Consider the following 24,559-nt stretch of genomic DNA (forward strand, 5'->3'; position numbering starts at 1 on the left):
AAGGGGCGCAGCATGGCCGGTCACCGGATATTCAGCATGCGCTTTGCAAGTGTTTACCCCCATTACGTCGCGAAGGCCGAACGCAAGGGTCGCAGCAAGGATGAGGTTGACCGCATCATCTGCTGGCTGACCGGACTGGATGCCGAAGGGCTGCAGGCGCGGCTGGAGAGTGGCGCGGATTTTGAGACCTTCTTTGCCACCGCGCCCGCGCTGAACCCCGCGCGTGAACTGATAAGGGGCGTGGTCTGCGGGGTGCGGGTCGAAGAGCTGGAAGATCCGCTGATGCAGGAAATCCGCTATCTGGACAAGCTGGTGGATGAACTGGCGCGCGGCAAGGCGATGGAGAAGATCCTTCGCCGGCCCTGAGCCGCACCGAAAACGGCGATGCTGCGCCACCGCGTCAGGGCAGGCGGCACAGGGGCCGGGTGCCCTTGACGGCGCGGGCCCCAGACCCCACTCTCCGCCCGCTTTCAGGAAGGATCCGACATGACCCGCAGCACCCCGCCATTCGCGCCCTTCGAATGGATGATCGCCTGGCGCTATCTGCGGGCAAGACGCGCCGAGGGCGGCGTCAGCGTCATGACATGGATCAGCCTTGTCGGCATAACCCTTGCCGTTTTCGCGCTGATCGCCACGCTGTCGGTGCGGGCGGGCTTCCGCGCCGAATTCGTCGATACGATCCTGGGCGCCAATGCCCATGTCACGGTCTATGCCGGGCCGCATCAGGCCGCCGATGGCCGCACTATCCGCAGTTTCGAGGATTATGACGCAATTGCCGATCGCGTGGTGCGGGTGCCCTTCGTCACCCGCGCGGCCCCGGTGGTGAAAGGTCAGGTTCTGGCCAGCAATGAGGGCCGCTCGGTCGGCGTCGAGGTGACGGGGATCCGTGAGGCGGATCTGCGCACGATCCCGCGCATCGGCGACGGGGCCGAGAATGCCAGCGGCGATATCGCCCGGTTCGATGAGGGCATCGCCATCGGCTCGGGCGTTGCGCGCGAACTGGGCCTGCAACTGGGTGACCGGCTGCGGCTGACGTCTCCCGACGGGGTGCGCACGGCCTTTGGCACCAGCCCCCGGGTTTCGGCCTATGAGGTGGTCTATATCTTCACCGCCGGGCGCTATGACATCGACCGCACCCGCGTCTACATGCCGCTGACCGAGGCGCAGAGCTATTTCAACCGCGAAGGGATGGCGGATGAGATCGAGGTCATGCTGTCGCGCCCCGAAGCGGTCGATGAGGCGGTGCTGCCCCTGATCCGGGCGGGGGGTGAACATGCGATGGTCTGGACATGGCGCGATGCCTCGGGCGCCTTCCTGCGGGCGCTGGATATCGAGGATAATGTCATGTTCATCATTCTGTCGATCCTTGTGCTGATCGCGGCGATGAACATCGTTTCAGGCCTCATCATGCTGGTCAAGAACAAGGGGCGCGATATCGGCATCCTGCGCACCATGGGCCTGACCGAGGGATCGGTGCTGCGGGTCTTTTTCATCTGCGGTGCCTTCACCGGCATCATCGGCACGGTCTGCGGCGTGGTTCTGGGCTGCCTGTTCGCGGTCTATATCGACCCGATTTTCTCTTTCGTGAACTATGTCGCGGGGGGCGGGGTCTGGGATCCGTCGATCCGGGGGATCTATGCGCTGCCTGCGAAACTGCAGGCCGTCGATGTCGGGGCGGCGGTGGCGCTGTCGCTGGGCCTGTCCTTTGTTGTCACGATCTTTCCCGCACGGCGCGCGGCACGGATGAACCCGGTGGAGGCGCTGCGCTATGAGTGATGCGATGCTGGTGCTGGAGGGGATCGCGAAATCCTACAATCGCGGCAAGCCCTCCGAGGTCACGGTGCTGCGCGACGTGTCGCTGACGCTGGGCCGGGGGGAGGTTGTGGCGCTGGTCGCCCCGTCGGGGGCGGGGAAATCGACGCTGCTGCATATCGCGGGGCTGCTGGATACGGCCGATGCGGGCCGCGTGGTGCTGAACGGGCGCGATATGGATGGGCTGGGCGACCGGGCGCGCACGGCGGCGCGGCGGCAGGAGGTGGGGTTCATCTATCAGTTCCATCATCTTTTGCCGGAATTCTCGGCGCTGGAAAACGTGATCCTGCCGCAACGGGCCAATGCCGTGCCGCAGGCCGAGGCAGAAACCCGCGCGCGCGATCTGCTGGACCGGGTCGGCGTCGGGCCGCGTGCGGGGCACCGTCCTGCCGCGCTGTCGGGCGGCGAACAGCAGCGCGTGGCCTTTTGCCGGGCGATGGCCAATGCGCCGGGGCTGTTGCTGGCGGATGAACCGACGGGAAATCTGGACCCCGCCACCTCGGAACAGGTGTTCGGTGCCTTGATGGCCATGGTGCGCGAGACCGGGCTTTCGGCGCTGATCGCGACCCATAACATGGAGCTTGCGGCCCGGATGGACCGTGCGCTGCGGCTGGATCAGGGGCGGTTGACCCCTGGGATCGGCTGAGGGACCGCCGCGCCTGCGGGGGGTGGGGCGGCCTGCCTGCCGGTCCGCGTAGCACCTTGCGGCCGCGCGCCGAACGCATCTGCACAGACTTGGACTGCGCGGCAATCCGGACTATATTGGCATGGATTGAATGGGACCTGCATCCGCGCGAGGAGACCGCCATGCCAAAGACCCTCACACAGCCCGTGACCACGCTGGATCCGGTCTGGACCCGGCTTGAGGATGAGGCCCGCGCGGCGATTCTTGCTGAGCCGGTTCTGGGCGGGCTGATCCATTCCAGCATCCTGCATCACCCGTCACTGGAACGCGCGCTGGCCTATCGCTTCTCGCTCAAACTCGCCTCGGGAGAGATGAGTGAGCAGATCCTGCGCGAGATCGCCGATGAGGCCCATGCGGCCGAACCCGCCATCGGGCAGGCCGCGCGCGCCGATCTGATGGCGGTCTTTGAACGCGATCCGGCCTGCAACCGCTATCTGCAGCCGATCCTGTTCTTCAAGGGCTATCAGGCGGTGCAGGCCTACCGGATTGGGCATTGGCTCTGGACCAGCGGGCGGCGCGACATGGCCTATTTCGTGCAGGCCCGGGTGTCCGAGGTGTTCGGAGTCGACATTCACCCGGCGGCGCGGATCGGGCGCGGCATCATGATCGACCATGCCCATTCCATTGTCGTCGGCGAAACGGCGGTGGTGGGGGATAATGTGTCGATGCTGCATTCCGTTACGCTGGGCGGCACCGGCAAGGAAGATGGCGACCGCCACCCCAAGATCGGCAATGGTGTGCTGATCGGGGCCGGGGCCAAGGTGCTGGGCAATATCCATGTCGGCTATTGTTCCCGCATCGCGGCAGGGTCGGTGGTCTTGCACGATATTCCGCCCTGCAAGACCGTGGCAGGCGTTCCCGCGCGCGTGGTCGGAGAGGCAGGGTGCGACCAGCCTTCGGTCACGATGGATCAGGTGCTGCCGGAGTCGGTTTGAGGGGGGGCAATCCGCTTTTGCGGGTCTGTCGCATCGGCATGGGCAGGTTTTGGTCGGCGGACAGGATCGGGAGATTTGCCTGACGACGACAAGTTCAGGCAAAATTCGCCGCGAAAGGATCGGTGATCCAGTTGGTCAGCGGGTATCGGTCGCTACGGCGATAAGCGCCCGAAGTTGTTTCTGTATGGAGCGTTTCCACAGAAAGCGGTTCAACCATCCCATTCCGTCAGAAGACTGCGTCGCCGAAACCGTGATATGTGTTCTGTTTTCCTCCTCGGACAGGTCAAAATCAAAGCGCAGGGGCTGCGGATTTTTGCCGAACATCCGGTGGAAAGCCTTGTCCGGGTCGCCCGGGTATTCGCTTCCGACCGGGGGCAGGCGTTCGCGTGGATTGTAACGGGTCATACGGAGGGGGCGCAGCTCAACCGTCAATCCGTTGGGGCGGTCGTAACGCAATAGCGTTTCCACATGTTCATAATCGAAAACACCATATGCGACGCGCACGACCGTTGTCAGGTCTGCCGTCTCTTTCGAACCTGAAACATGTCGGGAACTCAGAACTCTGACCCCGTTGACGGTAGCATTTCCTGCCGTCGAGGTTAGGCGTTCGAAAACTTCATCGCAGCGAAGATGGGATAAGGCATTCATACTGAACGAAATTTTCTGTGACATACGCTAACGTCCCAATATTTACGCGTCCCTACTGCTGCGCAAGGCATCATGGCGCAGCCTTTACTGTATCCTAGCTTATGATGACTTTACGATGGACAGTGAGGGTATGGCAAAACGCCGGCCTCTGAAAAGACCGGCTACTGGTCCAAATGCGTCCCGAAGTCCGTTCATCTGCCTTGCCGGAAATCGCACCTTTGAACCCCTGATAAACAACCGCACCCGCCATTTTGAAAAGCCGCCCCGACCGGGGCGGCTTTTCAGTTCAATGCCGGAGCATTCCCGCCTCAGCCGGCCAGTTCTTTCGACAGATATTCGTCGACCTTTTCCAGATAACCCATCGTGGTCAGCCATTTCTGGTCGGGGCCGACCAGCAGGGCCAGATCCTTGGTCATGAACCCGTCCTCGACCGCCTGCACCGTCACGCGTTCCAGCGTTTCGGCAAAGCGCAGAAGGGCCGCGTTGTCGTCCAGTTTCGCGCGATGCTTCAGACCACCGGTCCAGGCGAAGATCGAGGCGATGGAATTGGTCGAGGTTTCCTTGCCCGCCTGATGCTGGCGGTAATGGCGCGTGACCGTGCCATGCGCGGCCTCGGCCTCGACCGTCTGCCCGTCGGGCGTCATCAGTACGCTGGTCATCAGGCCAAGGCTGCCGAAGCCCTGCGCCACGGTGTCGGACTGCACATCGCCGTCATAGTTCTTGCAGGCCCAGACATAGCCGCCCGACCATTTCATCGCGCTTGCCACCATGTCGTCGATCAGACGGTGTTCATAGGTGATCCCGGCCTTCTTGAAGGCATCGGCGAATTCCTCGTCAAACACCTGCTGGAACAGGTCCTTGAAGCGGCCGTCATAGGCTTTCAGGATCGTGTTCTTGGTCGAGAGGTAAACCGGCCAGCCCTTGACCAGACCGTAATTCATCGAGGCGCGTGCGAAGTCGATGATCGACTGATCAAGGTTGTACATCGCCATGGTCACACCGGCACCGGGGGCGTCGAAGACTTCCTTCTCGATCACGGTGCCATCGTCGCCCACGAATTTGATCGTCAGTTTGCCTTTGCCGGGAAAGCGGAAATCGGTGGCGCGATACTGGTCGCCAAAGGCGTGGCGGCCCACCACGATGGGCTGGGTCCAGCCCGGTACCAGACGCGGCACGTTCTTGCAGATGATCGGTTCGCGGAAGATCACGCCGCCAAGGATGTTGCGGATCGTGCCGTTCGGGCTGCGCCACATCTGTTTCAGGCCGAATTCCTCAACCCGCTGTTCATCCGGGGTGATGGTGGCGCATTTCACGCCGACGCCATATTGCTTGATCGCATTGGCGGCATCCACGGTGATCTGGTCATCGGTGCGGTCGCGCTCCTCAATGCCCAGATCGTAATATTTCAGGTCGATGTCGAGATAGGGCAGGATCAGCTTTTTCTTGATGAAATCCCAGATGATGCGGGTCATCTCGTCGCCGTCGAGTTCAACGACGGGGTTGGCTACCTTGATCTTGGTCATGGGGCCCTCTCGGTTGGGAATGGGGGATTCGTCTGGCCTGCCTTCTACCGGATCGCGGGGGCTTTGGGAAGTGCGGTATGCAAATGTATACCAAAACCCCGCAAAGCGCCGCCCCCTGGGACGGACTAGGGCAGGGGCCCGGCTCCGAGGGTGTGGAAGGCCGCGGCCCCGGCATCACTGGCCCGGCCCGGCGTTCAGGCCCGGCTTGACCAAGGGCATCGCCGGGCCGGGGCAGGGCGGGTTATTCGGGCCGCAGCATTTCGGCGAAATCCGACATGTCGAGGCCGATCTTCTTCGGTGCCCAGCGTTTCGGATCATCGAATTCGAATTGCAGGCGCAGCCGATACTCGGGGCGGGTCAGATGGATCAGACATTGCACGAAGGCCCCGTCGCCATTGGCGGTCATCTGCTCCTTCAGGTCGCGGAACCTGCGCACGACCTTTCCTGCCACATCGGGAACGAAGGCCCGGAAGCTGCCATCGGCAAGATAGCGATAGCCGGTCATTTCCCGGTTGCCATCCGCAAGGGTGACGACAAATCCCAGCCCCTGCCAGTCCAGCGATTGCAGGGCGCCATCGTCGGCAAGCAATTCCCCGATTTCAGAGATCAGGGCCGCCTGTTTTTCATTGCTCATTCCTGAATTCCCGCTTCCCTGTATTCTGACATTCTGGCCTGAATATCGGCCGATGACATCCGGTCATAGCTTTGTGCTGTATCGTTATCAAAGCTCTTGAAGGTGCTGTAGACCTCATGGCCGGTTCTCGGATCGACGATGCTGTAGGTCACGTCGACCTCGGCCGGTCTGGTGCCCGCGAAATCATCCAGCGTGATCTTCACCCTGACCTCTCCTCCAACAGCGATCCAGTCCGCCAGTTCGTTTTCCAGCTTCTTGTAGGCGCCGCGATTGAAATTCGCGTCCTGCGGGAAAAGGTTCTCAAGTCCCCGGTCAAGGCCGAAGCGGTGCCCGATCATATGGCCTGCATCGTCACCGGTCAGCCCCTGATCGCCCACGGCACGCTGTGCGGCCAGTTCCTCGGGCGAGCGTTCGGCATTGACGTGATAGCGGCGCAGCGTGGCCACCGCCTCGACCGTCCGCCCCGAGGCATCCTTGACGAAACCGATCTCGTTCTCGCCATGACCCACGATGCTCATCGTCCGGCCCGCGCCGCCGGAGTAGGCCCGGAACGCGCCGCTGACCGGATCATATTCGAACCGCTCGATCGTGCCGTCACTGCGGCGCAGGGTCGGCTCACCCTCCACGCTGCTGACCCAGTGATGCCCCTCGGGCAGGGCGTCGCCGGTGGGCCAGCCGCGCGCCTCGGCCTGACGATGGCCCTCGCTGGGCGCGGCGATCCAACCTTCGCCCGAGAGATCGGGATCTTGCAGCCGGGCCATCTGATGGGCGGTCGCCTCGGCCAGTTCCTGCTGGCGCAACAGCAGCGCCTCGCGTTCAAGGGGCGTCATGCGCGGCCCCTCGCTGTCCAGCCTTTGCCGCAGTAGGTCGGTTTCCGCGCCGATCTTTTCGATTTCCAGCTTCGCTTCCCAGCCTTGCGTGCCGGGGGCCGGATCGGGCCTGCCGCGCAGCATGGTGGTCAGGCGCGTCATCAGGCCACCTGCCGCCTCGACCTGCCGCCCGGCATTGGAATGCAGCGCCAGCAGCACCGGATCGGACCTACCGCCGCCGGTCTCGATGCGGACATTCACAGGCATCCCGGTCGCATCAAGGTCATAGGCCGTGCGCATCTGCCCCGGGTCCAGATCGGTATGGGCCGCGACGGGGAAGGGGGATCCGAATTCCGCCTGATTACGCAGCCGCGTGAAGCTCAGCGCATCCTGCACCATCGCGCCGCCCGTCCTTGTGCTGGCGGCCCCCATTCCGGCCCAGAACGCGACGTTCAGCAGGCCCATCGCCTTGTCGCCCGCATCCATCCGGTCCCAGTTCTGCGCCATCATCAGGGCCTGATCGCCCATGGCCGCCGCATCGGCGGTGTTGGACGCGATCTGCAGACCTGCCGTCGTGCGCGCCGTCATCTGCGTGACGCGCGCGCCGCTTTGCACCAGACCCCCGGCCCGCATCGCCGCCCCCATCGCGCCCACCGACAGCACGCCCGCGCCCGCCTCAAGCCAGTTGCCGCGCACGGATGGGTCGGTCAGATCGGTGACATCCTTGCCGCGCTGATGGTCGTCGTAAAGGCGTGATCCCGCGCGCCCGACCTGCCAGCTTGCCGCCCCCGCGCCCGCCACAACCAGGGGCGTCGCAAGTCCGCCCGAACCGGCAATCGCAATGACGCCGACCGTGATGCCCGCCGCCAGCGCAACACCGTCCCCGACCCGGCCCAGCCATTCGCCCAGCGTGTCGACCACGCAGGGCGTGTTCTGTGTCACCAGCCGCGCACCGGGCACCAGCGCCTCGGGATAGGTCATCTTGCCGGGGGGCAGTTCGTTCAGGTCCAGCCACTTGTCCAGACTGTCATATTTGTTGCCCATGTCATCGACAAAGCGCGGACCCTCGGGGCGCTCAAGCCGGAAGACGGTGAAGCTGGCGATGCCGAATTCGTTCGAGGTCACCACGACGGGCAGAACGGTCATCTGCGCCGGATCTCCGCCCAGTTCGGCGATCATTCCGGCAATCCTGCCGATCCGGGCATCGCCCGCGTAATAGTCATGGTCCATCCCGGCGGCCTCCCGCGCCAGACGGGCCTCGTCGGTTTCATTCTCAGGCGGCAGATTGGTGGGGGCTGCGCCCAGGGCCTGCCCGATTGTGTTGTGCAAGGCACCGGTCGGCCCGGTCGTACGGAGCGCGAACGGGTCCAGCCCGCGCGCAGTATAGCGTTCCGCAATCGGCCCGGCTGCGGCCTGTGCGGCGACCTCACTTTCCCAGCCTTCTGACAATGCTTCAGCAGTGAAATCGGGGTTGTTCGCGGCCTGTGCCAGCGCCCAGTTGCGCAATTCGGGCGGGATCGCCTCACCGAACATCATCTCACGCCCGCCGCCGGTGGCAAAGATCGCCTCCAGTTTCGCGGCGGTCGCGCCGGTCTCGTCAGCGCCCGCCACGCGCCCCATCGCGCCGGCCAGTGCTGCGCGATAGCTGCGGTCGGACAGCTCATTCTCTTTGGTGGAGAGAAAGATCGCGCCGGTCATCAGATCGGCCCGCGCAGGATCGACCGCTCCGCCATTGACCGCATCAAGCAGCCCCTGCTGCCGCCTGCGCGAGAAAAGATCCCCGCGCCCGCCCGAGGCGATGCGCCCCAACTCCCCTTCCGCCCCGGCAAAGGCCTCGATCACGGCGGCGGGGTCCAGATCCACTGCACGCTGCATCATCAGGGCCGCCGCATTGGCGCCTTCGGGGCTGTCGACCGTATGGCCGCCCTGCGCATGGATGCGCGACGCCCCGGCCTGTGAGGCCGCAAAGCCCAAGGCCAGCGCCCGGCGCGCGGCAGGATCATTGCCGATGCCCTCGATCGCCTCCTGAATATTCTCGGCACTGCCCGCATGGCGCCAGATCCGCGCGGCCTCCCGCGCGAGATAGACCTTTTCGGCCTCGGTCAGCGCACCCAGTTGCGCATTGCGGCCCAGAAGCGCCCCGGACACATATTCGCCGCCTTCATCATCCCAAAGCTGCCATGCGTTTTCATATTCGCCGAACTCGGCCAGCCAGCCGTCGATGGTGGCCTTGCGTTCGGGCGTGACGGTCGCGGTGATCGCCTCGACCGGGTCAGTGGGCGGCTGGGGCAGAGTGGTGGCGGGGGCGGGGGCGGGGGCCGATGGCACCTCGCTTTCGGTCTTTGCCGTGGCAGGGGCAAGGGGCGGCAGGTCCAGCCCGGCCAGACGCCCTTCCAGCATCTTGATGACCTTGATCGCGCGGCCCGGATCGCTGTCCTGTTGATCGGTTGCCATCTGCCACAGACCCTGCAGGGCGGCGTGCTGCCTGGCATCCAGCACCTGCCTTGCGGCGTCCAGCATCGGGGTCAGACTGTCCAGCCGTTCGGCAAGCGGGACCGCAACAGCGGCTGCATTCGGCACCGAAACGGGTGCAGGGACGGGCGCGGCGCTGCTTTCGGGGGTTTCCTCCTGCCCCTCCTCCTCCTTTTCGCTGTCCAGGGTTTCGCCACTGGGCAGCAGCACGCGGATCTTGAAGGTCTGTCCCAGATCGGCCAGCCATTGCCGCGCCTTTTTCGGAAAGGACCGGGGCGGGGCCTCTTCGCAGCGCAGTTCGATCAGTTTTCCCGAAACGGTCATCACCCCCAGCGCGCCGCGCGGCTGCGCGCCCCCGGCCATGGCCTGACGGCGCAGCGTGTCGAGAGGTTTGCGCGGATGGGCGCGCAGCACCAGACCCTCGGGCCCCAGAAACCACGCGATATTCATCGGTCGTTTGCGCGCCTTGACGATCACCGCGACGGGATCGGTGTCATCGGCCTCTTCTTCCCCCTCCTCTGCTGCGTCAGCTTCCCCGGGTTTGGTTTTCTTGTCGTCCTTTCCGGCATCGGCCTTCCTGCCCTTGGGGGTGGTCGGTTCCTCGGCATCCTTCGCCGCTTCCGGGCCAAAGAATTCGAACCGCAGCGTCTGACCGCAGGAGGCCAGCATATCCTTGAACGCCTTTGGCACGGTCGCGGCCGGGTCTTCATCGCAGCGCAGCATCAGGCGACCGGAGTCAAAGGTCATCGCGCCGAAGGCCCCCTTGTTGCCGCCGCCCTGTTTGCGCGCGGTGGCCCAAAGCGCCGGGGCACCCCGGCGCGGGTCCGATTCGAAAACCGGCCCGTCGCGGCCGATGACGAAGGCAAAATTGACGGATCTGCTGCGGGCCTGCTGAAAGGCCGAGGCAAGGGTTTTCTGCAATTCTGCGGTATCGGGCTTGGGCGGCATCGGCAAAGTCCTGACTGAAAATCGGGTATCGGTGAAAATCCTGACCGAAGCGTAAGGGCGGGCGGCGGCGCGGATCAAGCCCCTGCCGGGACGGATGGGCCGGTTTGCGCCACCCTGCAGGCGCGCGCGCCGGGCTCTGCAATGCCGGGCCGCGCCCGATGATTGACTTCGGCGGCACCGGTCTGCTAGCTGCCCGGAAACGGGGCCGCAGCTATCCGGCCCCGGTGCCCCGGATGGGCCGGGCGGAGGAAATGCCTTGGATCCGGTCAATATTCTCTGTGTGAAATGGGGCACCAAATACGGGCCGGACTATGTGAACAAGCTGCGCTCGATGGTGCGGCGCAACATGTCGCGTCCCTATCGTTTCGTCTGTCTGACCGATGACGCGACGGGGATTGATCCCGATATCGAGATCTTCCCGCTGCCCAAGATCGGCATTCCCGAATTTGACGCGGCCACCGGCTGGACCCGTCTGCATGGCTGGCTGAAGGTCACGGTCTTTGCCGCGCCACTTTATGATCTGACCGGGCCGACGCTGTTTCTGGATGTCGATATCGTCATCACCGGCCCGCTGGATGCGTTCTTCGATCCGCCGGGCGATTTCATCGTCATCAAGGAATGGGACAAGCGTGATGAGACCGGCAACACCTCGGTCTTCCGCTTCACCGCAGGGGCGCATGGCGCGCTGATCGCGGATCTGTCGCAATCGCTGGCCTCGGCGCAAAGCGATTACCGCAACGAACAGGAATTCGTGACCTCATGGTTCGGGCGGCAGGGCCGGATGACCTATTGGCCCAAGGGCTGGTGCGTCAGTTTCAAGCGCCATTGCATGCATCGCGGCATCATGGGGTTCTTCAAGCCCGCCCGCATTCCCGAAGGGGCGCGGGTCGTGGTGTTCCATGGCAAGCCCAATCCGCCCGACGCGATCATCGGACGCAGCGGGAAATGGTATCGCCGCGTGCTGCCGGTCGACTGGGTGCGGGAGCTTTGGCAGTGACGGGCGGGGTCCGGATCGGCGCGGCGGAGCGCGGTTGCCGGTGAGGCTGGGCAAGACCACACATGGCGGCGCGGTCCTCTGGTATGACGCGGATCTGCTGGACGGAATGGACCGGGGCCTGTTCGACCCTGTTCATCTGCGCCGCACAGGCGCGCTGCTGGGCCAGTCGCAGGGGCGCAATGCAGCCTATTTCCTGCGCCATGCGGGGCTTGAGCTGGTGCTGCGGCATTTCTGGCGCGGCGGGCTGGTGGGGCGCATCAACCCTGATCTGTTTCTGCGGGTTCCGGTCGCGCGCAGCCGGGCGATGCGGGAATTCCTGTTGCTGGACTGGATGCGGGAGCAAGGACTTTCCGTGCCGCGCCCGGTAGCCGCAGGGTTCAGCCCCGCCGGCCCCTTCTACCGCGCCGATATCCTGACCGAACGCATCCCCGACAGCCGCACCATGGCCGATTGCCTGTCCGAGGCCCCGCTGCCGCCCGAAATCTGGGGGGCCGTTGGCGATATGGTTGGACGGATGCACCGGCTGGGCGTGCATCATTCCGACCTCAACTGCCGCAACATCCTGCTGACGGGGGATGGCGCGGTCTGGCTGATCGACTTCGACAAATGCGACCGGCGCGCGCCCGGTGACTGGGTAGCGGCGAACCTTGCCCGCCTGAAACGGTCCTTCGAGAAGGAAAAGCGCAAAGTGCCGGGGCTGCATTGGGATGATGCCGTCTGGCAGGCCCTGTGCGAGGGCCATGCCAAGGCATTGGCGGATTGAGGCCGGGACGGATCGGGGGGATTGTTCTTGCGCCCCGTGCCGGGGTATCAGGCGGCAGAACCCTGCGCGCGATGGATGCAGCCGGATCATGATGAAGAGCGTTGCAAGCCTGTGGATCGGCAGCCGCCTTGGACCAATTGAACGTGCCTCGATCCGCTCGTTCCAGCGTCAGGGGCATGAGTTTACACTTTACACCTATGAACCTTTGGAAAACTGCCCGGCTGGTGTGGTGTTGCGTGATGCGCGTGAGGTGTTGGATTTGGGCCGAATTGTGACGCATCACCGAACTCGAAGTCCAGCCTTGCATTCTGACTTGTTCCGATATGCGATGGTCGCAAAAACAGATTTCGTCTGGGTCGATCTGGATATCGTGGCACTGCGTCCCTTCGATTTTACCAGTGATTACATCTTTGGTTATGAAAGCTTCGATTCTGTCGGCTGTGCGGTGCTGAAGCTCCCAAAGGAATCACTAGCCCTGAAGGCACTGTCTGCATTTTCCTCGGACACCCGGGGACTTCCGCCGCGTCTTACGGAGTTCCAGCGGGTCCGGTATTTCTTCAAAAATATCCTCTATCGAGGGTTGCCGATCGAAAGATGGCCATGGGGGTCGATCGGTCCAAGTCTTTTCACCGCTGAACTGCACCGCAGCAATGAAATCCAGCGGGCGCTTCCGCTGCACTGCTTTTACCCGGTTCCCATGTCTGAAATTCCGCAGTTTTCCGACCCTGACGGGTATCGAAGAAGCGATGCCCCGGAAGGTGCCTATGCCGTGCATCTCTGGGGTAGCCATCTTTCGCGCCATGTCGCAGAGCGTTATGCTGGGGTCTTTCCCGCCGACAGTTTCGTGAACAGGGTCTGCAATGACGATTGGTGACATTCCGGTCTATTACATCAACCTCGACAGCAGCACGGATCGGCGCGCCGCGATCGAGGCAGAGATCAGGGCTGCAGGGATCACGGATGCGATCCGGGTTCCGGCCTTCGACGGGCGCGGGCTGGATCTGTCGCGCGTTGCCGATTGCGACACCGAAAAGGCGCATCGCTTTCTGGGCCGTCCGCTGCGGGGGGCCGAATATGGCTGCTATCGCAGTCATCTGGACTGTATCGAGCGGTTTCTGGCCACCGACAGCCCCTATGGTATCGTGCTGGAGGATGATGCCGAGCTGACCACAGAATTTCAGGAGGTGACGGCTGCGGCCATCGGCCTGCTGGAACGCCGCAACCAGCCATGGGATCTTGTGCATCTGGGGCCGGGCCGGATGAAGATCCATTCGCGGATCGACGCGCTGGTGGCCGGGCATGACCTACGCAAGGCGCATTACTTTCCGATGATGACCACAGCGCTTTTGTGGTCGCGCCCAGGCGCGCAGAACATTCTTGACCATCACCGCAGGGTGACAATGCCGGTCGATACCCAGTTCCGTGAGATCATGGTGAAACGCGGTACCGGCTATGCGATCTGGCCGCCTTTGGCGCGTCAGACCGGGGCGACCAGCGATATCGACGGCGACGGGGCGACGCGCAAGGCGCATGGGCGCAGCTGGTATTACGGGCTGGCCAAGCAGGAACGGCTCTGGCGCAACAAAGTCATCGCCTATGGGCGCAAGCTTGCCCATCGGGCGTGAGGGCGCGCGGCGGGGCAGAGCGGGCGGGCACGCGCTCGCCACTGCCGTCCGGTGCCTTGGGCCGGGGTGACGGTATGAAACCAACCCTCCTCCTTCGCCTCTGGCTGGGACTGACCCGCCTTGCCCCGGGACTGCCCGGCCTTCTGGCGCGGCGGGCGCATCGGCGGCAGGGGGCGGATCCCGCGCGTCTGCCTGAACGCTTTGGCCATGCCAGCCTTGCCCGGCCCGGGGGTCGGCTGATCTGGATCCATGCCGCCTCGGTCGGAGAGGTTGTCTCGGTTTCTGCCCTTGCGCGGCGCATTGCGGATCTGCCGGGGCTGCAACTTCTGGTCACCACGGCGACCGCGACGGGGGCCGCGACAGTTGCGCGCCATCTGCCCGGAGCGCTGCATCAATTCCTGCCCGTCGATACGCCGGGGGCGGTGGGGCGGTTTCTGGGCCATTGGCGCCCCGATGCGGCGCTGTTTGTCGAGGGCGATTTCTGGCCGCGCATGATGCTGACCCTTGCCCGCCAGGCCATTCCCGTGGCGCTGCTGAATGCGCGGGCCTCGAAAACCCGCGAAAGGGTGCCGCGCAGCATGGCCGTCCTGCTGGCGGGGGTCGATCTGGTCACGGTGCAGGCCGGGTCGCTGCGGGCTGAATTTCTGTCCCTCGGGATTGATCAGGGCCAGGTGCATTCGGTCGGAAACCTCAAGGCCGATATCCCCTCTCCTGTGGTGGATGACACCCATTGCGCGGCCTTGCGCAGAATGGCCGCCGGGCGACCGGTCTGGGCGGCAGCGCTGACCCATCCGGGGGAAGAGGAAATCGTGCTGGAGGCGCTGGCCGCGCTGGACCCCGCGCCGCTGTTGTTGCTGGCGCCGCGCCATCCTGACCGGGCCGATGCGATTTCCGCCGGGTTGCAGCGCCGGGGCCTGCGCTTTTCGCGTCACAGTGCAGGACAGGGGGACGGCCCGCCGGTGCAGGTGCATCTGATCGATGCGCTGGGGCTGATGGGCGATGTCTATTCGGTTGCCGATCTGGCCCTGATCGGCGGATCGCTGGTCGAGGGGCCCGGCGGACATGCCCCCTATGAGGCCGCTGCCATTGGTTGCCCGATGCTGACCGGGCCGCATCTGCGCAATGCGCGGGCCGATTATGATGCGCTTCTGCAGGCGGGCGCGGTGCGGCTCGTACGCGATGCGGGAGAACTGGGTCGCGCCGTTTCTGATCTGCTGGGTGATCCTGCCGCGCTGGCCGCGATGCGCGATGCCGCGCGGGCCGAACAGCAGCGCCATGCCGGGGCGACGGGGCGGGTTCTTGACCTGCTGACCCCGATCCTCGCTCCGCCCACGACCTGAAAGAAAAAGGCCGGGGCGCGTTGGCTCCGGCCCATGTTTCTGTGGCCCATGTTTTTCGGATCTTCCCGGCCTTCAGTGCCTCAATACCATGTCAGCGCCGGGACATAGGAAATCAGCAGCAAAACCGCGAGCGCCACCATGTAGAAAGGCAGGAGGGCGCGCACCGTGGCGCCGATCCCGACCCGCGCAATGGCGGATGATATGAACAGCGTCGTGCCCACGGGCGGGGTGTACAGCCCGATGGACAGGTTGACGACCATCATCAGCCCCAACTGCACCGGATCCATCCCGATGGCCTGCCCGATGCCGACAAAGATCGGCCCCAGCAGCAGCACCGCTGCAGGCAGGTCCAGCACCGTGCCGACCAGCAGCATGACGACATTCAGCGCCATGATGACCATCCAGGGCTCGGTGAAGGTCAGGCTGACCCATGCGGCCAGCATCTGGGGAACGCGCTCCAGCGTCAGAACCCATTGCATCGTTGAGGAGGCCATGATGATGATCATCACTGCGCCGGTCATCATCACCGTCGCGACCGAGGCCTCCCAGATGCCGCGCCATGTCAGGTCACGATACAGCAAACCGCTGATCGCCAGCGCATAGGCCACGGCCATCACACTGACCTCGGTCGGGGTGGCCACGCCGAAGCGCAGCGTTCCGATCACGAAAACCGGCATCAGCATCGCGGGCAGCGCGATGAACAATTGCCCCTTGAAGGCGGCAAACCCGCCCTCCAGCGGCGCGCGCGGCAGATTGTTGCGATAGCCGACCAATGCGACCGCGATCATCATCCCGACGGCGAGCAGAACCCCCGGCAGGATGCCCGCGATGAACAGGTTGACGATCGAGACATTCGAGATCAGCCCGTAAAGGATCAGCGGAATCGAGGGCGGGATCAGCACCGAGACGGTCGAGGAGGAGGCATTGACCGCCGCCGCGAAGGCGGCGGGATACCCGCTTTCCTTCTGCACCGGGATCAGCGCATTGCCCAGCGCCGAAGCATCGGCCACCGCCGAGCCGGAAACGCCGCCGAACATCACCGAGCCCAGCACCGATACCTGTCCCATCCCGCCCTTGAAGCGCCCGACCAGCAGGCGGGCGGTGTTGACCAGATAGACGCCGAACTTGCCCGACATCATCAGATTGCCGGCAAGGATGAAGAAGGGGATCGCAAGCATCGGAAAGCTTTGCGTGGGCGAATAGAGCCGCTGCGCCAGAACGGCCAGCGATCTGCCGTCAAGCCACAGCGCCGCCGCCACACCGCCAAGGATGGCAAAGGCCACCGGCACGGCGCCCAGCAGCAGCAGCATGAAGATCCAGATCATTGTCGCGGACATGGGTCGGGGCTTTCTGTCAGGGTCCGATCAGCTCAGACTTGTGGGGGCGGTGCCGTTTTCCAGCGTCTCGTCACGCAGGAAAAGCCGCAGCAGGTCGCAGAGTGCGATCACGGCGACGCAGGCAAAGGAATAGGGCAGGCTTGCATAGCCCCAGACCTGCTTGACGCCCAGTGTCGACAGCGACTGAAAGGTCGAGGCGCGCAGGATCGGCTGGCCGGTCCAGACAATCGCGACCGCAATGATCAGCAGCACCACCTGCACCGCAATGAAGATCCAGCGCCGGAATTCGGGCGAAACCAGATCAGGCAGCAGCGTGACCGCGATATTGCGGTTCTGGGCCGCCGCGACGACCAGACCGCCCGCAACCAGCCAGGGCAGCAGCACGGCGTGAATTTCATAGGCCATCGGAATGCCGGTCGTGAAGATATAGCGCAGCACCACGTTCAGCAGCAGCAGGGTGAACATCACCCCCATCGCCCCGACCGCGATGACCCGCGCGCTCAGATCCAGCCAGCGGGTCAGCCAGCGGCAGACGGTGACAATCCCGTGGACAGGAGGGCGTTGCCGCCCCCCTGCCGGGTCCGTTACGGGGGGGCGTTGCCGCCCCCCTGCCGGGTCCAAGACGGGACCGCTCATTCGCCTTGCGCAGCCGCGCGCAGGGCTGCAACCAGATCGGGATAGGTTTCGGCATATTTGTCGTAGACTGAGGCCGTGGCCTCGATGAAGGCCTCGCGATTGGCGGTGGCAAAGGTCACGCCCTCACCTTCCATCGTGGCCTGCAACTCATCATTGCCTTGCTTGTTCAGCTGGCGCTGAAGCGCACCCGCCTCATCCGTGGCTTCGGTGATGCAGGTCTGCGTCGCCTCGTCCAGACCCTGCCACCAGCCAAGACCGGCGACAACGGGCGAGGCCTCATACATATGGCCGGTCAGGGTGATGAAGGGCGTGATCTCGTGCAGCTTTGCAAAATAGATGTTTGTCAGCGGGTTCTCCTGCCCGTCGAACACACCCGATTGCAGGGCCGAGGGCACCTCGGACCAAGCCAGCGGCGCAGGCGATGCGCCGAGCGCCTCGAAGATGTCCACCGTCATCTGCGCCGGGGGGGTGCGGATGCGCATACCCGCCAGATCGGCCGGTTCCAGCACATGTTTGGACAGATGCGAGATATGGCGGATGCCATTGTCCCAATAGCCCACGACCTTGAGCCCCGAGGCCTGCGCGCGCTCGTCGATCAGATCGCCCACTTCGCCGTCGACGACCTCCCAGGCGCTTTCCAGATCGGAAAACAGGAAGGGCAGGCCCAGAAGCCCGATTTCCGGCACGATCTGGCTGAACGCGCCTTGCGAATTGGCGGTGATCTGGATGATGCCCGCGCCGACCGAGGTCAGCATTTCCACGTCATTGCCCATGGTGGCCGAGGGCGCGACATTCACCGAGGATCCGGTGCATTCGGCATAAAGCTCGGCCCATTTCTCGGCCGCGATGTAACGCGGGTTTCCGGGGTTTTCGCCATGCGCGAAGATGACATCCTCAGCTTGCGCGCCTCCTGCCAGCAGGACGGTCCCCGCCAGAATTGCAGTCAGTCTGGTCGTCATGTCACACTCCTCCGTTATGTTTGACATTCTCCAAGCAGTTTTTTCAGGATCTGCCGGATCAGATGGCGATGATCCTGACAGTGCCTGCGGGCCAGTTCACAATCACCGGCAGCGATTGCCGCGATGATCAGACGGTGCTCCCTCACCGAATTGGCCCGGTCGACATGGATCGGGCTGATGAAGGACAGCACCGATCGCATCTGGTTTCGCGCTGAATTGTAGCCATTGGCGATCAGCACGTTTTCCGACATCTCGAAGATGATCCTGTGGAACTGCCCGTCGATATCTGCCCATTTGCGGACATGATCGCGCGACAGGTTCTGTTCCATCTCATCGACCAGCGGGGTCAGCAGCGCCTCGATCCGCGCGCCCTCGACCTCACCGGCCTGCACCTTCTCGGCCAAGAGATACCCTGCCATACCATCCAGCGCTTCGACAAGCTCATATCCCTTGATCAGATCCTCGATCGTGTAATGGCGCACAAAAGTGCCCGAACGTGGGATGACCTCGACCAGCCCGTCCATCTCAAGCTTCTTGATCGCGTCCCGGACAGGGGTGATGCTCATGTCGAGATCCGCCGCGATGCGGTGGATATCAAGCGGTGCTGCCGGTCGCAGCCCGCCGGTCATGATCCTGTCCAGTAGAATTTCATAAGCCTTTCTTGAGAAATTCTGCGCCATCCGTTTCCCTTTCCGATACTGCGGAGCCTCGTTACATCAGCTCGGTATATACCCCCGCAATATCGGCGTTCGAAAGCGCGACATAGTTGTTCACCAGCAGGCGTTGCTGGGTTTCGATGACCTTGGTCGCGTACCGGTCGGCATCGGTGTCGGCCATGCCGTAATCGCGCAGCCGTTTCGTCGGCACGACCTGCGCCAGCAGCGCGTCCAGTGCGTCAAACGGGTTGGTGCCGTCGCGCGGCAGGTCCAGCACCTCGGTGATGACCTGTGCGATATCGGCGATCTTTCCTTCGGGGGCCTTGCGGTAATAGATCTTGAAGACCGAAGGCAGGAACAGGCGTGTCGCCTCGCCATGCGGGACGTGATGGGCGCTGCCGAAATGCATGGCGATGGCATGGACGCCGCCCGCAAGGATATTGGCCAGCGCGATGCCCGCCATATTGCTGGCGGTCAGATAGGATTTGGCATCCTGCTGGATGACCTCGCGCCCATGGCGCACGATCCGCATATAGCCCTGCAGGATCGACCGGATCGCCGTCATGCAGAACATGTCTGTATAGGCATTGGCCTTGGGTGCGAGATAGATTTCCATCGCATGAACCAGCGCATCGGCCGAAGACGTGGCAAAGACGTGATAGGGGATCTTGGACAGGAATTCGTCGATCAGCACCGCATGATCGGCAAAGCCTGCGTCAAACGCCTTGCCGATCTTGCTGCCGATGGACGGAAAGTCGAAGACCGAAACGCAGGTCACCTCGCATCCCGTGCCGCAGGTCGTGGGGATCAGGATCAGCCCCGCCTTGCGCCCGGGCTGCACGCCTGCCGCGAACAGCCCGGCGACATCGGCATCGCTGTCAAGCGCCAGTACCTTGGCGCTGTCAAGGATCGAGCCGCCGCCTATGGCGATCAGCCGGTCGAAATCAAGGCCGCGGACCGCCGCCAGCATTCGGTCAACGGCAATATCAGTCGGTTCACCATCGCAGAAATCGTCATAGAACAGCACCTGCGCGGGGCTGTCCTGCATGAAGGTTTCCTGCAGGATGCGCTGCGTGAAGATCAGATCCCGCGCGCTGACCGCATGGGCCTCGGCGAAGGCGGCGAAAGTGTCATGGCCATGCAATTGCGGGCGCAATGCGAATTTCATCACCTCAGCCCTCCGCGCCGATGCGGACCGCTTTGACGCGGTCGAAAAGCGGGCCATAGATCGCGTCGTCACCCGGCACGGGCCGGTCCAGCGGTTCGGCGATGCGGGTGGTGTTGTAATAGTGTTTCTGCGTCACGTTTTCCGACACGGAATTTCCGCCCCAGCTTCCGCAACCCAAGGAGAAGGTCTTGGCCAGACCATTGGCCCAACTGCCGGAATTGGCCACACCATGCGGCTGGCGCACGATCACCCGCGAGGTCCGCGTCTCAAGCCCCAGCCGCAGGATGCGGTCGGGATCGTTCGAATGGATGCCGCAGGAATGGCCCGCGCCGGAATGGTCGGTGATCGCATTGACCTGTGCTATGGCGTCATCGAAGCTGTCATATCTGTAGCAGGTCAGAACAAGGCTGAGCTTTTCTCCCGAAAAGGGATGATCCGGCCCCGCGCCGCTTTCCTGCACCACGATGAAACGGGCATCAGGGGAAACCTCGATCCCGGCAAGGGCGGCAATCTCGGCCACCGGGCGGGCAACCACCCGGCGGGAAACATGGCCGTTTTCCCAGATCACCGCCTGCAGTTTCGCCTTTTCGGCCTCGGTCGCGATATGGGCGCCTTCGGCCTGCAGCGCGCGCAGGAAATCGTCATATATGCCGGATTGCACGATGATTGAATTTTCCGCCGAACACCCCGAGGCATTGTCGCCGCTTTTGCCGATGCGGATCTTTTCGGCGGTTTCCGCAAGATCCACCGTTTCATCAATGATGACGGCAGCATTGCCGACGCCGACGCCATAAGCGGGCTTGCCCGAGGAATAGGCCGCATGAACCATATCGCCCGACCCCGTCGCCATGGTCACATCGCATTGCGCCATAAGCTCCGCCGCCAGCGCCTTCGACGGTGTTTCGATGCACAGGACCAGGTCTTCGGGCGCGTCCAGCGCGCGCAGGACCTGCCGGATCACATCGACGACATAAAGCGTCGTCTTCTTGCTGGCCGGATGCGGTGCGCAGATCACGGCATTGCGGGCGCGGATGCCCAGAACCGCCTTGAAGATCGGTGTCGCCTCACAGTTCGTGCTGGGAACAAGCGCCGCGATCACGCCGTAAGGCTTTGCAATCGTGGTGATTCCGTTTGCCGTATCGCGTTCGATGACGCCGACGGTCGGTTCCTTGCGGATATCGTGGAAAATCGCGGGCATTTTCTGCGCCAGCTTGGCGCGCTTGCTGTCGACAAGGCCCATGCCGGTTTCTTCAAAGGCCATTTCAGCCACTCGCGTCGCCATTTCGGGGCGCGACAGATGATAGACGATGGCCCCTGCGATCAGGTCCACCTGTTCCTGAGAATAGCCGTTCAGCACGGCCTGTGCGCGGCGTGCACGGGACACAAGCTCTGCAATCTGGATTGCCGGTTCGGACATTTTTCCTCCGCATAGCATCATGGCCCTCTCCCGGGGTCGTGATGCATCAGTAAACACATCAGATTCGTTCTAGGCGGTCAAGCTGCATGGAACGGATAAATGTGTCAACTGATACATCAGTTAATATTTTTGTTGATACCTTAACCGAGTCCTGCTTAGCTGCCGCGCGACGGAAACCGAAGGGGGGCAGGACATGCCGGGAACAGCGGAACAGGTCGAGATCAACGAGGTCGTGCTGCGCGACGGCTTCCAGAATGAGCCGGGATTTGTCGCGACTGACGACAAGATCCGTCTTGCCGACCGGTTGTCGCGCAGTGGCATCCGTCGGCTTGAAGTATCGTCCTTCGTGTCACCCAAGGCGATTCCCAATCTGCGCGACGCGGCCGAGGTGTTTGACGGGATCGAGCGTGTGCCGGGCGTGCGCTATACCGCGCTGGTGCCGAATGTGCGCGGCGCCGAACGTGCGCTCCACTGCCGGGTGGATGAGGTCAATCTGGTCATGTCCATCGGAGAGCAGCACAATCTGGCAAACATGCGCATGACCTGCGCGCAGTCGCTGGCGCAGTTTTCCGAGATCATGCAGGTGATTGCGGGCGCCGGGATCTTCGTGAACGGCACGCTGGCCACCACCTTCGGCTGCCCGTTCGAGGGGCGGCAACCGGTGGACCGTGTGCTGTGGGCCGTGGACCAGTATCTGAAACTGGGGATCGAGGGCATCACCATCGCCGATACGATCGGGGTCGCCAATCCACGGCAGATGACGGCAATGGTCTCGACCATCCTGCGCCACCATCCCGGGCTTGCCCTGACGCTGCATCTGCACAACACCCGCGATATGGGGCTGGCCAATGCGATTGCCGCCTATGATGCCGGGATGCGCAGCTTTGATTCCGCGCTGGGCGGCATCGGCGGCTGTCCCTATGCGCCGGGGGCCACGGGCAATGTCTGCACCGAGGATCTGGTGCATATGTTCCATCAATGCGGCATTCCGACCGGCACCGATCTTGAGGCCCTGACCGCGATTTCGCAGGATCTGCCCGCCCTGCTGGGCCATGCGGTTCCGGGATTTGTCATGAAGGCGGGCACATCCGACCGGATCTATCCCTGTCCGGTGCAGCCTCAGGGCCAGAGCCCGGCCTGACAGCGGGCGCCTGCGCGCAATGGATCGCAGCCTGCCGTCACGGCGGGCTGCTGCCCGGGGTCTGTGCGGGTTGTGAAGTTTGACTACATAAGTCTGTAATTCAATATGAATGACCCTGCTCGCCGCAGGTGCTAAACATCTTTCTGCAAAGCGGAGGGGGAAGCATGGCCATGACGACGCAAGCGGGTCGGATCCCGAACCTGTCGCTGGCGCAGCGCGCCTGGAACATCCGGCGCAAGGCGCTGTTGATGGGCGAGGTTCAGGGGCAGGGCTATATCGGGCAGGCGCTGGGCATCGCCGATGTGCTGGCCGCGGCCTATTTCCACGCCCTGGACTATCGCCCCGAAGATCCAGAATGGGAGGGGCGCGACCGGTTTCTTCTGTCCATCGGCCATTATGCCATCGCGCTTTATGCGGTGCTGATGGAGGCCGGGATCCTGCCCGAGAATGAGCTGGAAACCTATGGCATGGATGACAGTCGCATGCCGATGTCGGGCATGGCCTCATACACGCCGGGGATGGAAATCACGGGCGGATCACTGGGGCAGGGGCTGGGCATCGCGGTCGGCATGGCCATGGGGCTGAAGCGCAAGCGCAGCCCGGCCTTTGTCTATAACCTGATGTCGGATGGCGAACTGGGCGAGGGATCGACCTGGGAGGCCGCGATGTCGGCGGTGCAGCACAGGCTCGACAACCTGATCTGTCTGGTGGATTTCAACGACCAGCAGGCCGATGGCAAATCCACTGCTGCGCTGGCCACCGGCGACGAGCGCGCCAAATGGGAGGCTTTCGGCTGGCATGCGCAGCGGGTGAACGGCAATGATCTGCCCGCCGTGGTCGCCGCGCTGGATGCCGCTCGCAACGCCCCCGACACACAGCCCCGCGTCATCATCTTCGACACGACCATGTGCAAGGGCGTGCCCTTTCTGGAGGCGCGCGAAATTACCCATTTCGTGCGGGTGGAACCCGATGAATGGGGCCGGGCGCTGGCCGTTCTGGAAGAGGGATATCCGCAATGACGCTGAATTCGCTGGCCCGCAAATACGAACCCCGCAAGGTGCCGGAAACCAAGGTCGCGACCTCGGCCATGATCGCGTCACTGGCCGCCGAAGGCTATGACACGGTTGCAGCCCCTTTCGGCCATGCGCTGGTCGATTGCGCGCGGAAAGATGAGCGTATCGTCGGTCTGTCTGCCGATCTGTCGAAATACACCGATCTGCATATTTTCGCGCAGGCGATGCCCGACCGGTTCTATCAGATGGGCATGGCCGAACAGGTGCTGATCTCGGCGGCGGCGGGTCTGGCGCGGGAAGGGTTCATTCCCTTTGCCACCACCTATGCCGTCTTTGCCAGCCGCCGCGCCTATGACTTCATCGCCATGGCGATTGCCGAGGAGAACCTGCCTGCCAAGATCATCTGCGCGCTGCCGGGGCTGACCACCGGATATGGCCCCAGCCATCAGGCGACCGAGGATCTGGCGATTTTCCGGGGTCTGCCCAACATGACGATCATCGACCCCTGCGATGCCGATGACATTGCCGATATGGTGCCGCAGATCGCGGCCCATCCGGGGCCGGTCTATGCGCGGCTGCTGCGCGGCAAGGTTCCGTCGGTCCTGCGCCGGCACAAGCCCGATTACCGTTTTCAGCTGGGCCGCGCCCAGATGATCCGCGACGGGCGCGATGTGCTGGTGATCTCGACCGGGCTGATGACGATGCGCGCGCTGGATGCCGCAACGGCACTGGCCGGTGACAAGGTGGATGTGGGCGTGCTGCATGTGCCCACGATCAAGCCGCTGGATGTCGAGACCATCGCCGCGGAGGCCGCCAAGGGCGGGCGTCTGGTGGTGACGGCGGAAAACCACACCGTGATCGGCGGGCTGGGAGAGGCGGTTGCAGGGGCTCTGTTGACGCGGGGGATCGCACCGAGGTTCCGCATGATCGGCCTGCCGGATGAGTTTCTGGAGGCGGGCGCGCTGCCGACCCTGCATGACATGTACGGGCTGTCGGTGAACAAGGTGGCCGAGCGTATTCGCGGCTGGCTGTAAGCTATCT

At 63.6% G+C, this 24,559-nt stretch carries 22 protein-coding genes; 12 read left to right on the forward strand and 10 right to left on the reverse strand.

What is annotated here, in order from left to right; translation table 11 throughout:
* Positions 1-36 precede the first annotated feature (36 nt).
* The 4 genes from JL811_RS04200 to cysE all read left to right on the forward strand — a co-directional run bounded on the left by JL811_RS04200 (position 37) and on the right by cysE (position 3,432).
* On the forward strand, positions 37-366 hold the full coding sequence (locus tag JL811_RS04200; RefSeq protein ID WP_237684756.1) for a DUF2200 domain-containing protein: 330 nt from the start codon (positions 37-39) through the stop codon (positions 364-366).
* Positions 367-486: 120 nt separating this feature from the next.
* Positions 487-1,776, forward strand: a complete 1,290-nt coding sequence (locus tag JL811_RS04205; protein ID WP_202687074.1) for a lipoprotein-releasing ABC transporter permease subunit — start codon at positions 487-489, stop codon at positions 1,774-1,776.
* On the forward strand, positions 1,769-2,458 hold the full coding sequence (locus tag JL811_RS04210; RefSeq protein ID WP_202687075.1) for an ABC transporter ATP-binding protein: 690 nt from the start codon (positions 1,769-1,771) through the stop codon (positions 2,456-2,458). The genes JL811_RS04205 and JL811_RS04210 overlap by 8 nt, the downstream gene beginning before the upstream one ends.
* Positions 2,459-2,619: 161 nt before the next feature.
* Entirely contained in the window at positions 2,620-3,432 is an 813-nt protein-coding gene (cysE, locus tag JL811_RS04215; RefSeq protein ID WP_202687076.1) for a serine O-acetyltransferase, read from the forward strand.
* Positions 3,433-3,567: 135 nt separating this feature from the next.
* On the opposite strand, the gene JL811_RS04220 is transcribed toward cysE, so the two are convergent.
* The 4 genes from JL811_RS04220 to JL811_RS04235 form a co-directional block, all read right to left on the reverse strand.
* On the reverse strand, positions 3,568-4,104 hold the full coding sequence (locus tag JL811_RS04220) for a hypothetical protein (RefSeq protein WP_202687077.1): 537 nt from the start codon (positions 4,102-4,104) through the stop codon (positions 3,568-3,570).
* A 284-nt stretch (positions 4,105-4,388) separates the two neighbouring features.
* A complete protein-coding gene (locus JL811_RS04225; protein WP_202687078.1) occupies positions 4,389-5,603 on the reverse strand; it encodes an NADP-dependent isocitrate dehydrogenase in 1,215 nt (404 codons plus the stop codon).
* 241 nt (positions 5,604-5,844) lie between these two features.
* Positions 5,845-6,237, reverse strand: coding sequence for a hypothetical protein (locus tag JL811_RS04230; protein WP_202687079.1), 393 nt, complete (start codon positions 6,235-6,237; stop codon positions 5,845-5,847).
* A complete protein-coding gene (locus tag JL811_RS04235; protein ID WP_202687080.1) occupies positions 6,234-10,466 on the reverse strand; it encodes a DUF4781 domain-containing protein in 4,233 nt (1,410 codons plus the stop codon). Before JL811_RS04235 ends, JL811_RS04230 begins: the two co-directional genes overlap by 4 nt.
* Before the next feature lie 256 nt (positions 10,467-10,722).
* On the opposite strand from JL811_RS04235, the gene JL811_RS04240 reads away from it, so the two are divergent.
* The 5 genes from JL811_RS04240 to JL811_RS04260 all read left to right on the forward strand — a co-directional run bounded on the left by JL811_RS04240 (position 10,723) and on the right by JL811_RS04260 (position 15,191).
* On the forward strand, positions 10,723-11,463 hold the full coding sequence (locus tag JL811_RS04240; RefSeq protein ID WP_202687081.1) for a hypothetical protein: 741 nt from the start codon (positions 10,723-10,725) through the stop codon (positions 11,461-11,463).
* 40 nt (positions 11,464-11,503) lie between these two features.
* Positions 11,504-12,226, forward strand: a complete 723-nt coding sequence (locus tag JL811_RS04245) for a 3-deoxy-D-manno-octulosonic acid kinase (protein ID WP_337924713.1) — start codon at positions 11,504-11,506, stop codon at positions 12,224-12,226.
* Positions 12,227-12,314: 88 nt separating this feature from the next.
* The gene (locus JL811_RS04250; RefSeq protein WP_202687083.1) at positions 12,315-13,100 is read left to right on the forward strand and encodes a hypothetical protein; all 786 of its coding nucleotides are present in this window, start codon (positions 12,315-12,317) and stop codon (positions 13,098-13,100) included.
* Entirely contained in the window at positions 13,087-13,851 is a 765-nt protein-coding gene (locus tag JL811_RS04255; protein ID WP_202687084.1) for a glycosyltransferase family 25 protein, read from the forward strand. The genes JL811_RS04250 and JL811_RS04255 overlap by 14 nt, the downstream gene beginning before the upstream one ends.
* Before the next feature lie 74 nt (positions 13,852-13,925).
* Positions 13,926-15,191, forward strand: a complete 1,266-nt coding sequence (locus JL811_RS04260; protein ID WP_202687085.1) for a 3-deoxy-D-manno-octulosonic acid transferase — start codon at positions 13,926-13,928, stop codon at positions 15,189-15,191.
* Between the two features lie 80 nt (positions 15,192-15,271).
* Here JL811_RS04260 and JL811_RS04265 read toward each other — a convergent pair whose 3' ends face one another.
* The 6 genes from JL811_RS04265 to JL811_RS04290 are packed head-to-tail and all read right to left on the reverse strand — an operon-like array spanning position 15,272 to position 21,364.
* Positions 15,272-16,528: a TRAP transporter large permease gene (locus tag JL811_RS04265; protein ID WP_202687086.1), complete on the reverse strand. Its 1,257-nt coding sequence runs from the start codon at positions 16,526-16,528 to the stop codon at positions 15,272-15,274.
* A gap of 27 nt (positions 16,529-16,555) precedes the next feature.
* On the reverse strand, positions 16,556-17,164 hold the full coding sequence (locus JL811_RS04270) for a TRAP transporter small permease (RefSeq protein ID WP_237684757.1): 609 nt from the start codon (positions 17,162-17,164) through the stop codon (positions 16,556-16,558).
* On the reverse strand, positions 17,161-18,123 hold the full coding sequence (locus tag JL811_RS04275; RefSeq protein ID WP_202687087.1) for a TRAP transporter substrate-binding protein: 963 nt from the start codon (positions 18,121-18,123) through the stop codon (positions 17,161-17,163). Before JL811_RS04275 ends, JL811_RS04270 begins: the two co-directional genes overlap by 4 nt.
* A gap of 14 nt (positions 18,124-18,137) precedes the next feature.
* Positions 18,138-18,803, reverse strand: a complete 666-nt coding sequence (locus JL811_RS04280) for a GntR family transcriptional regulator (RefSeq protein ID WP_273542475.1) — start codon at positions 18,801-18,803, stop codon at positions 18,138-18,140.
* A 31-nt stretch (positions 18,804-18,834) separates the two neighbouring features.
* Positions 18,835-19,947, reverse strand: a complete 1,113-nt coding sequence (locus JL811_RS04285; protein ID WP_202687089.1) for an iron-containing alcohol dehydrogenase — start codon at positions 19,945-19,947, stop codon at positions 18,835-18,837.
* Positions 19,948-19,951: 4 nt separating this feature from the next.
* Positions 19,952-21,364 carry an aldehyde dehydrogenase family protein gene (locus JL811_RS04290; protein WP_202687090.1) on the reverse strand — a complete coding sequence of 471 codons (1,413 nt, stop codon included), beginning with the start codon at positions 21,362-21,364 and terminating at the stop codon, positions 19,952-19,954.
* Between the two features lie 193 nt (positions 21,365-21,557).
* On the opposite strand from JL811_RS04290, the gene JL811_RS04295 reads away from it, so the two are divergent.
* The 3 genes from JL811_RS04295 to JL811_RS04305 all read left to right on the forward strand — a co-directional run bounded on the left by JL811_RS04295 (position 21,558) and on the right by JL811_RS04305 (position 24,552).
* A complete protein-coding gene (locus tag JL811_RS04295; RefSeq protein WP_202687091.1) occupies positions 21,558-22,505 on the forward strand; it encodes a hydroxymethylglutaryl-CoA lyase in 948 nt (315 codons plus the stop codon).
* 170 nt (positions 22,506-22,675) lie between these two features.
* Positions 22,676-23,524 carry a transketolase gene (locus tag JL811_RS04300; protein ID WP_202687092.1) on the forward strand — a complete coding sequence of 283 codons (849 nt, stop codon included), beginning with the start codon at positions 22,676-22,678 and terminating at the stop codon, positions 23,522-23,524.
* Entirely contained in the window at positions 23,521-24,552 is a 1,032-nt protein-coding gene (locus JL811_RS04305; RefSeq protein ID WP_202687093.1) for a transketolase family protein, read from the forward strand. The genes JL811_RS04300 and JL811_RS04305 overlap by 4 nt, the downstream gene beginning before the upstream one ends.
* The last annotated feature ends 7 nt before the right edge of the window (positions 24,553-24,559 follow it).

This window comes from Szabonella alba, from assembly GCF_016765775.1.
In the GTDB taxonomy this organism is placed as follows: domain Bacteria; phylum Pseudomonadota; class Alphaproteobacteria; order Rhodobacterales; family Rhodobacteraceae; genus Szabonella; species Szabonella alba.